We start from the raw sequence: 13,296 nt of genomic DNA on the forward strand, positions 1-13,296 counted from the left end.
TCGGTCGGTGAGGAACGGGGTCAGGCCGGCGGGACGAGGACCATCCCGTGCGTGCCGCCGTAAGCCCCGCCCGCGTTGTTGTCGAGATCGCCGACGCGTTGCTGCGCCCGCACGTCGACCACGGTGACCCGCCCGGTGGCCAGGCTCGCCACCCAAGCCGTGGTGTTGTCCTGGGTCACCCGTGTCGTCATGGGCAGGGCGTCCACTGGGACACTGCCCACCAGGGACATGTCCTTCGTGTCGACGATGTTGAGCAGGCCGTCGTTGCGCGGCAGCGCCTTCAGGTCCACCTCCGGGCCCGGGCGCTCCATGTTGTTCATACAGGTCGAGTAGAGGACACCGTCGTGGCCGGCCCGCAGGCCGATCTGGTAGTCCGCCATCGCGATCTCGCCGACGATCTCGTTCGTCGCCACGTCGATCTTGACCAGCCGCGGTGCCGGTTCCGACGCCGTGAGCTCCGGGCGGAAGAAGTGCCCGCTGCCGCCCAGGTCAACGTCCACCTTCATGCGCGGCGTGACCGCGTACACGAAGTCGCCGTCCGGCGACGCGTCGATCTCCTCGGCGCCCCCGGGCACCTCGATGGACGCGACGAGCGTGCGCTCGACGAGGTCGACAACCGAGATGATCGGCGCCTCCTTGTGCGTCACGAAGACCTTGCGCCCGGGGACCAGGGCGAGCCAGTGGCAGTTGCGGGCCTCGGTGGGGACGTTGCCGACGACTTCGTGCGACTCCGCGTCGATCAGCACGACGCCGCGCTTGCCCTCGAAATCCTCGATCCCGGTGATGATGAGGTCTAACTCGGGGTCGTACTCGACGTCGTGCGGCGCGTAGTAGGGCGTGATGTCGATGACCTTCTCCACCGTGTGTGAGTCGACGTCCACAACGGTGATCTCATGGCCCTTGGGCACATCCTGGTCGTAGACGCCTTCGCGGTAGGTGTGCGCGATATAGGCGCGACGCCGCCCGGCGTCGAACACCATTTCATGCGGTTCGGCGATCAGATCGGTCAGCGTGGCGATTTTCTGGCCGGTCGAGAGGTCGAAGAAATCCAGGTTCTTCGCCGTGGAGCTCGAGACCAGGAGCGTCCCCGCCGAGCCGGTCGATCCCATGCTGCCTCCCTGTTCGGAGTGCCCGGTGCTGCCTCGCACCTGGACTTTGTATACAGAAACGCACACGAACCTGTCAATGCTAGCGCCCGACGAACTCCGGCGTCTCCCGCTGCTGTGCCGCCTTCATCCCGATCGCGGCGTCCTCGGTGGCCCAGAGCCGGCGTTGCTCCGCGGCTTCCCAGGCCATCGCACGCTCCACGTCGCGGACCAGGTCGTGACGGAGCGTGGCGCGCACGGACTGGACGGCGAGCGGCGCGCGGGCCGCGAGCTGCGCCGCGAACGAGATGGCCGCGTCGACGAGAGCCTCCGGCTCCGCGAGCCGCTCGGCGAGGCCGATCGAGACCGCCTCCTGGCCGTCGACCCGCCGTCCCTCCATCAGCAGCAGCAATGCCTTCTGCTCGCCGACGAGGCCCGGCAACCTGACGCTCAGCCCGAAGCCGGGATGGAACCCGAGCCGGGTGAAGTTCGCCTCCAGGCGCGTCGTCGGGGTGACCACGCGGAAATCGGCGACGCAGGCCAGCCCGAGCCCACCCCCGATGGCCGCGCCCTGCACCGCCGCCACGACGGGGAGGGGCTGCGCGAAGATCCGGGCCGCCGCGGTATAGGTGCGCTGGGAGTTCTCGCTGCGTTCCGCCACCGACGGCCCGATCGAGGAAAAGTCCGCCCCCGCGCAGAAATGGCGCCCCTCGGACGCGAGCACCGCCGCCCGGAAACCCTCCTCACGGGCCTGGTCCAGGCGGTCCGCGATCTCGTCGAGCAGCTCGACGGTGAAATAGTTGTACGGTCCGTTGGCGAACTCGACCACGGCCACATGGTCGAACCGCGACAGTTGCACCTTGCTCACGAGTGGGCCACTCCGTTCGTGTCGAGCCACACCTGCTTGAGGAAGGTCCGCTGCCCGGGCTCCGACTGCGGTACGTCGTCGGAGTCGACGAGCCGCCACCAGTGGAGGCGCCGCGTCAGGCTCGCCAAGGGGTACTCGCGGGTCATGCCGATCGCCCCGTGCAGCTGGTGCGCGCAGCGGATCGCGACCCGGGCGGACTCGTTCGCCACGACCCGCGCCGCTCGAGCCGCCTGCGCGGCCTGCCCGCCGCGCTCGATCGCGCCGACGACCCGAAACGCCGAGACCCGGGTGATCGCGGCGGCCTGGGCGAGCTGGATCAGGTGGTGCTGCACGGCAGGGAAGGAGTCGATCCGGACCCCGAACTGGTGTCGCTCGGCGGCGTATCCCCGGCTCAGGTCGAAGCAGCCGCGGATCGCCCCGCCGAGCTGCGCCGTGCGCAGCAGATCGGTCAGGGTGAGGAGCTCGTCGTGCGCCAGCGGCACCGGCTCCCCCAGATGCTCGCGCTCGACGCTGACGTTCCCGGCGGGCTGGCCGGCCAGGTCGTAGCGCGTCCCCGCGGCATCGGTCGTCCAGGAGGTCGTCGGTCGGGCGGACGACGGCGCGTCCCCTTCCAGCACAAGGAGCTCGTCGGCGTGCGGCGCCCAGGTGAGCCCGTCGAAGGCAAGCGCGGATGCGGTGGGCGACGCTCTGGCTCCCTCGACCTCAGCGGGCCGGGCACAGATCGACACCCCCGGCCGGGCACCCAGTCCCGCCGTCGCCCGCAGGGACTGGGCCAGCCAGTTCTCCGCGAGGGGAATGGCCGCTCCGGCCCGGGCGCACTCGAACACGGTCGCCACAAGGTCGGACAGCATGCCTCCAGCCCCGCCCGCCTCCTCCGGGATCCCGATGAGGTGCAGCTCGGCGTCCGTCATCGCCGCCCAGAGCTTGCTGTCGAACGCCGCGCTCCGGTCCGCGAGATCCTCGTTCAGCTGACGGACGAGGGCCACCAGCTCGGGCTCGCCGGTCGGGACGGTCGTCTCGCTCATGACCGGATTTCCTTTGCCACGATCGTGCGCAGTACCTCGTTCGTACCGCCGCGGATGGTCCAGGACGGAGAGACCAGCAGCGCCTTGGCCAGCAGCGCCTCGAATTCGTCGGAGGAGTCGGGGCTGGGCGTGCGGCCGAAGGCGTCGCTCAGGACTCGGACACATTCCTGCTCGAAGGTGGTGCCGAGCTCCTTCACCAGCGCGGCCTCGACGATCGGGGAATGCCCCTCGTCCACCTGACGGGCGATCGCCAGCGACAGCCCGCGCAGCGCCCAGCAGGTGGCCGACAGGTACTCCAGCCGGGGACGGTCGGACTCCTCGCACCGGCCCGACCACTCGTCGAGGAGGGGGATCAACGACATCCACCGGTCGACGCCGCCGCGTTCGAGGGCGAGCTCCCCGGTGTTCTGGCTCCACCCCTTCCCGACCGCACCGAGCCGGTAGGCGTCGGGCACCCGCACGTCGTCGAAGTGGACCTCGCAGAAGTCGCGCGTGCCGTCGATGAACTCGATCGGGGCGACGCGGACGCCGGGCCGGCTCAGGTCGATGATGAACTGCGTGATCCCGTCGCGCCGGCCCGGGCCGGTCCGGACAGCCGCGAGGACGTGGGTCGAGGTGGTCGCCCCGCTCGTCCAGATCTTGCTGCCGGTCACGATCCACTCGTCGCCGTCCTGGACGGCCTTGGTCCGCAGCGCGGCCAGGTCCGAACCGGCGTCCGGCTCGCTCATGCCGATGGAGAATGACAGCTCGCCGGAGGCGATCCGCGGGAGGAACTCGCGTCGTTGCCCCTCGGTCCCGTTGGCAAGGATGGACGGACCCATCTGCCGGTCCGCGATCCAGTGATAGCCGACGGGGGCGCCCCGGGCGAGCAGCTCCTCCGTCACGATCAGCCGGTCCACCGCAGACCTGCCGGCCCCGCCGTACTCGGCCGGGAAGTGGATGCCGAGCAGTCCCCGCGCCCCCAGGTCGGCCGAGAACTCCTTGTCCACGAGGGCGCCCATCCCCAGGCTCCGCGTGTACCCGCCCGGGGGCAGCCGCTCGTCGAGGTAGGCGCCGACCTCCCGCTTGAACTCCAGCTCGGCCGGTGAGAGGTCCGTGGGTGCGAACTCAACAATGTGGCCCTTCGTGACTGTCAACGCCCGTGCCTCCCAGACCTTCGATTTCACGGTCCGGCCCGGCCGCCGGGAGACACGCGCGTGGGGCGCCACAGTGCGCGGGTCTTGGCTGTCGCTCGGGCCGGTCGTCCATCCGGACCCCTGCGCACAAATACATTTGTGCACACGTGCGAGTATATCATCCTGGCCTGCGGGCGCGAGCCCCGAGCCGAGGGCCCATCGAGCGGCACGAGCAGACGCGCTGCAAGGAGCGACGAGCGGTTGCTCACCGAGCACGACATGTGTCGCGATCAGTATGCAAGTGGTTCTACGGCGACGCCGTGCTCTGCAATCGCGCTCCGAGGTCAGCGCGTCACTCCCCAACCGGATCAAAACCCATGACCGTCGAGAGCGGCGTCGAGCCGTTGCCTTTCCCGAATCCGCGACTTGGTGCTCTCGGGAGAGGTGCTCCCCGGCTAGAAGGTGCTCCAGCAAGGACCTCGCCGACGCGTTGGACGTCAGCCGTATCCCGCTGCGCGAGGCGCTTGCCCAGCTGCACGCGGAAGGGATCTTCGACTACCGGCCAAACACCTGGCGGAGATCTACCTGATGCGGCGCCTGCTGGAGACCGAGCTAATGATGTCGTCCGATCTCGCCCTTGTGGACGTGGCGCAGATGAAGGAGCTCAACAGCCTGCTCTCGCTGGTCGACCCCTTGTCGGACCCGCTCGGCTCCCAGCGGATCAACAACGACTTCCATTTCACCCTCTTCGAGGCGTCGCCGCTCTCGCGGGTCCGGGAGGAAGTGAGCCGCCTCTGGTACATGTCGAGCTTCTACCGCGCCTTCGTCTTCTACGTCGAGGACCGGGCCGGCAACGTTCCCGTGGAGCACGTCGGGCTCATCGCGGCCATCGAGGACCCCGACCGGGAGCGGTTCGTCCGCCTGTCGAACGAGCACCGCGACCTGACCGAGGCGACGGTGGTACGCAGACTGGGCCGGACATGCGGCCCGACAGCGCTCGGATCGACTGAACCGCAGCGCGGCACCCCGTCCCATGGTCGCGGGGGCGCGAGACCTCGACCGTCAGACAGCACCCATCGAAGGCCGACGGCTGCGCCCGATGCGATCCACCACCATGTGTTCCGTGGAGGCCCGGTGCTGGTCCAGCTCGAGGATCAGACGGTCGAGGTCGTTCTGCTCAATCGCCTCGATGATCCGCAGGTGCTCAGCCTGCAGGTTCGCCGAGCGCTTGGCCTCGTACAGGTGCAGGGCCCGGTAGAAGCTGGACATGTACCAGAGCCTCTCGACCTCCTGCCGCACGAGCTCGAGCGGGGATGCCTCGAAGAGGGTGAAGTGAAAGGCCTTGTTGAGCTGCGCGAACTCCTCTGGTTCCGTCACCGGGGAGACACCGGACAGGCGGTCGAGGAGCTCTCGCATCCGCTTCACGTCCACAGTGGAGAGATCGGTCGCCCGCGTCAGGGCCGTTTCGAGCAGGCGCCGCATCAGGTAGATCTCCGCCAGGTCCTCGCTGTTGAACCGCGCGACCGTGAATCCGGTCTTCGGCCGGTGGTCCAGCACTCCTTCGGCATGGAGCTTGGCCAACGCCTCCCGGACCGGGATGCGGCTCACGCCGAGCCGCTGGGCCAGGTCGCCCTGGTGCACCTTCTGGCCGGGGAGCAGCTCGCCGGCCAGCACCATCATCCGGATCTGGGTCAGGCAGTTGCCGACCCCACCCTCGTCCTCGGTGACACTCGCCCAACCGGCCATCTCGCACCCCCGATCTCGCCGACTACGCCAGGAGCATAGCGCATACCTGCGTGCATGCGCGCGAGCGGACAGGCACGCGAGTTGTCGACCTGCTGCTCGGGCCCCTCCCCCTCCGAGCAGGTCGACATAGGTGCCGACGTCCGTCTGCGGCAGAGCGACCTGGATCCGGCTCGCGATCCGCGCCGGCGTCCCCACATCCTTCGAGATCGTGACCGCGATCTCCTCGACCCGCTTCGCCAGGCTGTCCTCCAGTGCGCGCAGCTACCCGGCCCGCTCCTTCCGGCTCGTCGCCGCCCACCGGTCGCCGCGCCGAGCGTCGCCAGCGGCAGCTGGTGGCGCCCCGCCCGAGGATCGACCACTCGTGGTCCGCGCCGAGCAGACGTGTAGCGGTGCGACACATGTGCATCAGGTCTTCTGGGTCGGCAACGATGCCGCCGAGATGCCGAACACCGATTGGACGAACACCGGCCCCTCGACCAGGCCGCGCCTACGGAAGTGCGCCAGGTGCCCGATGTCGTGGCACTCGTACTCGAAGCGCGTCCCATTGGCGGCCCATGTCCAGGATGGCTTCGATGTCCGCGAAGGTGTTCCTGAAGACGAGGTCCCGGCTCTTCTCCAGTCCTCCCGCTCCCACTTGAAGCGGAAGTCGTCGAACCGCTCGAGTATCGTGAACAGACCGAAGTTCGTCGAGCCCATGCTCAGGGACGCGAGCTCCGATTTGAACTCCATGTCGGGCGCATCCGCTCGGCCACGCCCATGTGGGGCGACCCGCCCGTCGTGAGGTTGATGACGACGTCGCTGTGCCGGGCGATCTAGCCGAGGATGAGGTGGACGGGGTGGCGGGCGAGCTGGCGCAGCAGGTCCGCCGAGGCCGGCGAGTGGACGTGATAGTCGAACCACAATCGGTGCATGTGCTCGCGCAGGCGGTCGTCTGTGAAGGGGCCACGCGCGGTGCGCGCGAACGCCGAGATCCGGCCCCAGAACATCGCGGTCGCGCCTCCGCCGTGGGTCAGGCACACGTCGAGTCCGGGGTTGCCGGTCGAGGACGTCGCTGAGAGGAACGTCGTGGTGGCGACGGTGTCTTCGAATGGGTACCCGAGGACCGCCTGGCCGATCCACCGCTCGAGGCGCCGGTCCCCCGGAGGACCGTCGATCCCCGGCATGGCGGCGTGGACGAACAGAGGGAGGTCGAGTTCCACGCACGCGGAGTAGACCGGGGCGATCTCGGCGTCGTCGAGGAACGTCCGGGCGTCGGACCCGAAGTAGGCGCCCACGGCGTCGAGGTCCTGTACGGACCGGCGAAGCTCCTCGACCGCGGCCTCCGGCCGTTGCACGACAGCTGGGCCAGGGGCCGCGCGCGCCCATCGGTTCGGGCCACGACCTGGAGGTTGATGCCGGCGGCGTCGAGGGCGTCGACCCGGTCCGCGGACCAGACCTCGAGGGAGTCTGGGGCGACCAGCCAGCGGCCAGCCCCATCGAGCCGGTGACCAGCCGGTGGCCCGAGTCGTTGCTCTCCAGCCGGGGTCCGTAGGAGCCGACTTCGCCGAGCAGGGCCTCGAAGAACAGGTATGTGTGGACCTCGATCATGCTGGTGCCTCCGTCGGGGCCTGCGTAGGGATGGAGCTTTGCGGGCTGAGGTCCTGCCACTGGTGGCCCCAGACCTCGTTGGGTCGTCCCGCAGTCTGGTCGATGTAGCGCATCGACCAGGTCTCGTCGTCAATGGAATCGCAGCGGATGGTGATCGCCCGCCACCTCAGCCGCAGCGCTTAACCCGGGCGCCACGGGTTGGTACGGACGAACCGCCGAGTCATCTCGGTGCCGGCCATCCGTGCTGTGCGCAGCGTGCTGTTGCGTTGTGAGACACACCGCCACCCCCGACCAACACATACTGTGAGCGCAACCGGAGCCTCTAGTGGGGTCACGCCTCGGCGCGAGCAGCCCGGACGTGACCCCACCCGTGGCCAGCCGAACCCCTGTACAGCGCGGCCGCTCCGACGTATACACAGAGCGACCCGTCGTGGGAAGAGGTGACATGCCTGCCCCTACCGTTGCGCAACGGTCCGTCCAGGTGGCGCGCGAGCGATTCCTCGCCGGTGACGAGGTCGGCGGCAGTGTGCGGGACACGATCCTGCGTTCATGGCAACGCTGCGCCGCCGCCGGTGTCGCCCCGTCCGGGCCGCACCAGCTTCCCTCCTACGGGGAGCTGGATTCCGAGAGCGCCTTCCTCCGCGCCGTACGAGCGGTCATCACCCCGATCTTCGCCGAGATGCAGACGGAGGGCGTCGCCGTCCTCGTGAGCGACGCGGAGGGTCGGCTGCTCCATCGGTGGGCTGAGGACCGCTCCATCCTCGAGGCACTCGACGAGGTGGCCGCCGCGCCCGGTTACGACTGCGGGGAGCAGTACGCGGGAACGACGGCACTCGGCACGGTCCTCGAGGAGCGTCATCCTGTCGCCGTGCGGGGGGCCGAGCACTACTCGGACGTCTACCGCGAGATCTCAGCTTTCGGAGCACCTGTCATCCATCCGGTCTCGGGAACGCTGGAGGGGGCGATCGACTTCGTCTCGTCTACCGACCGTGCCTCTGAGCTGGTGATTCCGCTCGTGATCCGGTTGGCGAGCGAGATCGGGGAGCGGCTGCTCTCGGGCTACGCCGCCGCCGATCGGGCCCTGCTGGACGGTTACCTGCGAGCAGATCGCCGCGGATATCGTCGCGCAATCGTCGCCATGAACGACCGGATGATGATCGCCAACCCGCTAGCGGACGACATGTTGAAAGGCGTCGATCGCCAAGCCCTGCAGGAGAAGGTCCGGCGCGCGATCGTCGATGGCCGTCGGAAGCTGATCCTGCATGCCGGAGAGCCCGCCATGTACGCGACGATCGATCGGGTCGACACCCCGGACGCCTTGGCGGGTGCAGTCGTCCAGCTCCGCATGGGGGGCTTCGACTCATCGCGTCGCGGGAGGGTGGCGCCAGCTGCCCCGCCGCAGCTCACCGCAGTGCTGCCCGGAAGGAGCCCGGCATGGACCCGGTTCCTTGAGGACGCCAGCGCAGCCGTAGCCAGCGGACAACACATCCTACTCGTCGGTGAGCCGGGGGCCGGGAAGCGCACGAGCGCCCGACGGCTCGCACTGGCCATCGCCAAGAGAGCGGGACATTCGACGCTCGACGTCGGGTCGGCGTCGCGGCGTGCACCGCGGTCGTGGCTAAACGAGCTCAACCTGCTCGCCGCGGGCCACTCGACGCCAATCGTGATGACGGGTCTCGAGAAAGCCGACGATGGCGCGCTCACCGCACTGTGCGCACACCTCGACGAGATGACCGGCCCGAGCCGGATCTTCGCAACCTTCCAGACCGGCTCGCGTCACACCGCGCCGCCAGACGCCCTCGTTGCCCGTTTCACCCACGTGCTCACGGTGCCTCCGCTCCGTCAGAGAGCCGACGACATCCCCGAGCTCATCGACGCCATCGCGGCCAACGGGCAGGCCATCCCCCCCCGCATCGACGACGCTGTCAAACGAACACTGTCCACCTTCGACTGGCCCGGCAACGTCCGCCAGCTCGCGGACGTGGTCGAGGCGGCGCTCCGTGCTGCAGGTGGGACCTGGGTCCGGCTCCCCGACCTGCCTCCGTCCTATCGGGCCGCGAAGAGCGGACGGCGGCTGTCGAAGCTCGAACAGGTCGAGCGCGCGGCCATCATCGCCGCACTCCAAACCGCGAACGGCAACAAGAAGGCCGCCGCCGAAGACCTCGGTATATCCCGCGCGACCCTCTACCGCCGGCTGGTCGTGCTGGACATCACCTGACGGAGAGTGGCACGCTCGAACCCGCCCTAGCGTCGTCCTCACGAGTTCGCATTAGGGCGTGCCCTGTAAGGGATCTGAGCTGGCCTGATTGACCATGTCCGGGTGGTCGGCCGCGGTGAGCTGACCGACAAGGCGTGGGCTCGGATCGAGCCGCTGCTGCCCGCGGTGGCCGGGAACGGCCGCCTCTGGCGCGACCACCGCCGGGTGATCAACGCGATCCTGTAGAAGGTGCGACCGGAGCGCCATGGCGAGACCTGCCCGAACGCTACGGCCCATGGCAGACCGCCCACGAGCGGCTGCGCCGCTGGACCGCAGACGGCACCTGGGACCGCATCCTTGACGAAGCGGTGACCAAGGACGACTCCGTCGGCGGGGTCGAGTGGACCATCAGCGTCGACTCCACCCACGTCCGGGCCCACCAGCACGCCGCCGGGGCCCGCAAAAAGGGGCTGCACCAGCCGCCTGGATCGAAGACCTCGCCGTCGACAGCGAGCCCTCGGCAGATCCCGAGGCCGGCTAACCAGCAAGATCTACCTCGCCGTCGACCTACGTCCACGACCGGCTCGCCCCGGGTGACCGGCTCGTCGCCAGCGGTCCAGCGGTCCGCGCAACCACTTCGCGCTGGTCGAGGCGAAGCGCTACGTGTTCATCGCAGGCGGCATCGGCATCACCCCGATCCTCCCCATGATCGAGGCCGCCGAGCAGGCAGGTGCGGAGTGGACGCTGCTCTACGGCGGGCGGAGTGCCGCCACCATGGCGTTCACGCAGCAGCTGGCCCGATTCGGGGCCGATCGGGTCCGGCTGCACCCGCAGGACCAGCACGGTCTGCTCGACCTCTCCGAGCTGCTCGCCGCACCGCAGCCGGACACCGCCGTCTACTGCTGCGGCCCCGAGGCCCTGCTGAAGGCAGTCGAGACACACTGCGCCTCGTGGGCTGCGGGCGCGCTGCACCTCGAGCGCTTCGCCCCCGCCGACGGAGCGACGGACGGACCGACCACCTCCTTCGACGTCGAGTTCGCCCAGTCCGGCGTCACCCTCACCATCCCGGCGAATCGCTCGATCGTCGCCGTCGCCGAGGACGCCGGCGTCCCCGTCGTCTACTCGTGCGAAGAAGGCACCTGCGGGGACTGCGAGACCCTGGTGCTCGAGGGCGAGCCGGACCACCGCGACTCCGTCCTCACCGAACAGGAACGCCGGAAAGGGACATGCATGATGATCTGCGTCTCGCGCGCCCGAACGGCCCGACTCGTCCTCGACGCATGACTGCGGTGTCCAGGTCGCCCCCGAAACCGTAAACATCAAGGGCGGCGCTCAAGATCGGGGAGTTCCAACTCGTCCAAGCCATACTCGCCGACCAGTACGCCGACGTCCGGGCCGGCCACGCCACATTCCGCGAGACCGCCCGCCCTTCGTCTCCGGCGAGGACCGTCGGTCGCACCTCGACCACGTAGCTGTTCTGCACCGAACGCTCATCCACGACGTCCGGCTGCTGCGCCTCTACGAGGGCACCGCGAGATCCAGCGCCGCCTGATCGTAGGTAGCGGGCTCGTCCGCGGAAATTGCGGATCGTCCCGGACCCCAGAACGTCCAGGGCTGTCAGTCACCGTCTTGGTCACCGCTTACGCTCGATCACCGTGTCCAACACGCATCGCCGCTGATGATCTACAAGCTCGGTAGGCGGCGTGTGACAAGTAGGAACCAGTTTCGGAGACCTTGGGCGAGTACCCGACTCCCCTCCAGCGGGTTGGGGGTTCGATTCCCTCGCGGCGCACAGCATATCGACGAAGGCGGCTTCCGGTTCGGAGGCCGCCTTCGCTTTTCGCGCCGTACGCATATCCGCCGCCAATGCGTTTTCGAGCACCGCCTTAATCAGACGGGTAAGTAGCCCGCCGGGCCCGACGAGCTCCACGACCTCCGCACACACGGCCTCCACCAGCTGCTGGGCGAGCTGCTGCTGATCAGTCCGATCCGGCACAGGGCTCGACTTTGTCTTGGCCTTGACTGATTCTTCCCCGAGCTGCGCTCGGCGTGTCGGACCAGTTGCAGCGTTCGCCCGCGCGGATCGTTGCGCAGGACCCGGGAGACCAGGCTCGCATCCACACCTGCCAATTGCGCGACATCCGCGAGCGTCGGCCGCCGCCGCGGCTGATCCACTGAGACACCTCCCGTCGGTCGACAAGGCTAACCGGCGCGGCGCGCGACCGACGAACGCCAAGACTGCTGTGCTCCGCCGGCCACGCCGGCCCCACAGGTTCTGTGCCGGTCGCCGCTGCCGTCGCTCGGACATCACGCAGCGAGCGCGCCGCGTGCCCGACCGACTCGAGCCGCTGAGGGCAGCCGTTCCGACGCTCCCTCCAGGCGTCGACAGGCTGGGTGTATCGCACCCTCCCGACGAGCAGAGTCAGACATTAGCGTCGCCGCTATGAGCAACAAGGGAGACTCACCGTCCGATGGCAGCAATGGAGTTGAAGCAGGTGTGGGCAAGGACGAATCTGCGACGACTCGCGACCAGACAGCCGTGCTGGTCGACTTCGCTGCGAAGTACAGCACCACCGAGAATGCCGTTGGCGTAGCCGGCAGAAGCTGAGCCGAGAGCCGCGGTGCGTCATCCACGCTTCAGAGCTCAGGTTCTCTGGTTCCGGAGCGCTGCCAGCCGCTCACCTGCTCCACCATCGTCGGCCAGGGCGAGCAAGGCCGGGACCTGACCGTGACGATCACCAACGGCAGCGACCACCCAGTGAGCGCAAGTCTGGCCACGATCGAACGCGACCGTGAACGGCGCGCTCGCTGAACGCCACTGTGGAGACGGCGCCGACCTCGCAACGCAAGGAATCACGCGGGAACGGTGTCCGCAGGTCCCGTTCAGCTTCAGGACCAGGAAGGGCGCCACCGCCCCTTCAGATCGCTGACGGCGCCGAGTTCCGACGAACCCGTGTTCCTCGACGGCGCTCTCAGCTGACGGAGTAGCTCGATTGAGTGCACTCCTGGCGCTGGTCCGGCACTCGCGGACCAGCGCCGGAGGCGCCGGCTGTCGCCGCAGGAGCGCTCGCCGGCCACGCACCCGCAAGTGGACACCCCGAGCGATGGCACGCACCGGTTCCGGGCATCGATCGCTGACGGGAGCGGCATGTCGCTGTCGACGGTCGGGCGAATCCGGAAAGCGTCGGGCTCAGGCACCGCCAGGTCGAGACGTTCGAGCTGTCCACCAACCCGCAGTTCGTGGACAAGGTCCGCCGTCGCGACTGACAGCCGTCGGGCTGTAGCTGCATCCCCGTCAGGCGCCCGACCGCCGCCCGGAGCCTCTCGGCGCATTCGCGGTTTCGCTCTCGCCGTCGTGCACGGCACTTGTGGCGCTGTGAGGGGACCGTCGACGCATCCGCCTCACGTTCAGGTGACAGGTGGCGCCCCGCGTCCGGCCGACCCTCGCGGGGCGCCCGGCACGGACCGCGACCACAGGAGCCCCTCGACGCCGTCGAGGAAGGTCTCGGACACGACCTCCGGATCGGACAGGCAGCCGGCGGCCATGGCGCCATCGCGCAGCATGACGAAGTGCCGCGCGGCAGGCCCGGCAAGCCCGTCCCCCACCTGCGCGAACAGTTCCGTCAGGGCTCCCAGGAACCATTCACGGTGAGCGAGCACCCAGCGGTGCACG

General features: G+C 68.9%; 10 protein-coding genes and 5 pseudogenes. 6 read left to right on the plus strand and 9 right to left on the minus strand.

Features of this window, described 5'->3' with window-relative positions:
- Positions 1 to 20: 20 nt before the first annotated feature.
- The 4 genes from ACFQH9_RS04625 to ACFQH9_RS04640 form a co-directional block, all read right to left on the minus strand.
- Positions 21 to 1,109 carry a YncE family protein gene (locus tag ACFQH9_RS04625; protein WP_379564516.1) on the minus strand — a complete coding sequence of 363 codons (1,089 nt, stop codon included), beginning with the start codon at positions 1,107 to 1,109 and terminating at the stop codon, positions 21 to 23.
- A gap of 79 nt (positions 1,110 to 1,188) precedes the next feature.
- Complete coding sequence (locus tag ACFQH9_RS04630; protein ID WP_379564518.1) at positions 1,189 to 1,953, minus strand: enoyl-CoA hydratase/isomerase family protein; 765 nt, start codon at positions 1,951 to 1,953, stop codon at positions 1,189 to 1,191.
- A complete protein-coding gene (locus tag ACFQH9_RS04635; RefSeq protein WP_379564520.1) occupies positions 1,950 to 2,978 on the minus strand; it encodes an acyl-CoA dehydrogenase family protein in 1,029 nt (342 codons plus the stop codon). Before ACFQH9_RS04635 ends, ACFQH9_RS04630 begins: the two co-directional genes overlap by 4 nt.
- On the minus strand, positions 2,975 to 4,114 hold the full coding sequence (locus tag ACFQH9_RS04640) for an acyl-CoA dehydrogenase family protein (protein WP_379564522.1): 1,140 nt from the start codon (positions 4,112 to 4,114) through the stop codon (positions 2,975 to 2,977). Before ACFQH9_RS04640 ends, ACFQH9_RS04635 begins: the two co-directional genes overlap by 4 nt.
- Positions 4,115 to 4,681: 567 nt before the next feature.
- Between ACFQH9_RS04640 and ACFQH9_RS04645 the strand changes: the two are divergent.
- Positions 4,682 to 5,017, plus strand: a pseudogene (locus ACFQH9_RS04645) (FCD domain-containing protein); the annotation flags it as partial.
- A 138-nt stretch (positions 5,018 to 5,155) separates the two neighbouring features.
- Here the strand turns inward: ACFQH9_RS04645 and ACFQH9_RS04650 are convergent.
- The 3 genes from ACFQH9_RS04650 to ACFQH9_RS04660 form a co-directional block, all read right to left on the minus strand.
- Positions 5,156 to 5,839 (minus strand): GntR family transcriptional regulator, encoded by a 684-nt coding sequence (locus ACFQH9_RS04650; protein WP_379564524.1) that lies wholly within the window; start codon positions 5,837 to 5,839, stop codon positions 5,156 to 5,158.
- A 405-nt stretch (positions 5,840 to 6,244) separates the two neighbouring features.
- Entirely contained in the window at positions 6,245 to 6,568 is a 324-nt protein-coding gene (locus ACFQH9_RS04655; RefSeq protein ID WP_379564526.1) for a 3-keto-5-aminohexanoate cleavage protein, read from the minus strand.
- Positions 6,569 to 6,651: 83 nt separating this feature from the next.
- A complete protein-coding gene (locus tag ACFQH9_RS04660) occupies positions 6,652 to 7,302 on the minus strand; it encodes an amidohydrolase family protein (RefSeq protein WP_379564556.1) in 651 nt (216 codons plus the stop codon).
- A gap of 605 nt (positions 7,303 to 7,907) precedes the next feature.
- On the opposite strand from ACFQH9_RS04660, the gene ACFQH9_RS04665 reads away from it, so the two are divergent.
- The 4 genes and pseudogenes from ACFQH9_RS04665 to ACFQH9_RS04680 form a co-directional block, all read left to right on the plus strand.
- Complete coding sequence (locus ACFQH9_RS04665; RefSeq protein WP_379564528.1) at positions 7,908 to 9,644, plus strand: sigma-54-dependent Fis family transcriptional regulator; 1,737 nt, start codon at positions 7,908 to 7,910, stop codon at positions 9,642 to 9,644.
- A gap of 84 nt (positions 9,645 to 9,728) precedes the next feature.
- Positions 9,729 to 10,205, plus strand: a pseudogene (locus ACFQH9_RS04670) (IS5 family transposase); the annotation flags it as partial.
- Positions 10,206 to 10,286: 81 nt separating this feature from the next.
- Positions 10,287 to 10,907, plus strand: a complete 621-nt coding sequence (locus ACFQH9_RS04675) for a PDR/VanB family oxidoreductase (protein ID WP_379564530.1) — start codon at positions 10,287 to 10,289, stop codon at positions 10,905 to 10,907.
- Positions 10,908 to 10,960: 53 nt separating this feature from the next.
- A pseudogene (locus ACFQH9_RS04680) lies at positions 10,961 to 11,321 on the plus strand (hypothetical protein); the annotation flags it as partial.
- Positions 11,322 to 11,475: 154 nt separating this feature from the next.
- Here ACFQH9_RS04680 and ACFQH9_RS32185 read toward each other — a convergent pair.
- Positions 11,476 to 11,619: pseudogene (locus ACFQH9_RS32185) on the minus strand (IS256 family transposase); the annotation flags it as partial.
- 447 nt (positions 11,620 to 12,066) lie between these two features.
- On the opposite strand from ACFQH9_RS32185, the gene ACFQH9_RS04685 reads away from it, so the two are divergent.
- Positions 12,067 to 12,231, plus strand: coding sequence for a hypothetical protein (locus ACFQH9_RS04685; RefSeq protein WP_379564532.1), 165 nt, complete (start codon positions 12,067 to 12,069; stop codon positions 12,229 to 12,231).
- A gap of 800 nt (positions 12,232 to 13,031) precedes the next feature.
- On the opposite strand, the pseudogene ACFQH9_RS04690 reads toward ACFQH9_RS04685, so the two are convergent.
- Positions 13,032 to 13,296, minus strand: a pseudogene (locus tag ACFQH9_RS04690) (TetR family transcriptional regulator); the annotation flags it as partial.

It is taken from the genome of Pseudonocardia lutea, from assembly GCF_042658055.1.
In the GTDB taxonomy this organism is placed as follows: Bacteria; Actinomycetota; Actinomycetes; order Mycobacteriales; family Pseudonocardiaceae; genus Pseudonocardia; species Pseudonocardia lutea.

Excerpts from the sequence above, each read along its gene's own strand:
- ACFQH9_RS04655 (WP_379564526.1), bottom strand. The coding sequence starts at position 6,568 with ATGGAGTTCAAATCGGAGCTCGCGTCCCTGAGCATGGGCTCGACGAAC.
- ACFQH9_RS04685 (WP_379564532.1), top strand. The coding sequence starts at position 12,067 with ATGAGCAACAAGGGAGACTCACCGTCCGATGGCAGCAATGGAGTTGAA.
- ACFQH9_RS04650 (WP_379564524.1), bottom strand. The coding sequence starts at position 5,839 with ATGGCCGGTTGGGCGAGTGTCACCGAGGACGAGGGTGGGGTCGGCAAC.
- ACFQH9_RS04625 (WP_379564516.1), bottom strand. The coding sequence starts at position 1,109 with ATGGGATCGACCGGCTCGGCGGGGACGCTCCTGGTCTCGAGCTCCACG.
- ACFQH9_RS04635 (WP_379564520.1), bottom strand. The coding sequence starts at position 2,978 with ATGAGCGAGACGACCGTCCCGACCGGCGAGCCCGAGCTGGTGGCCCTC.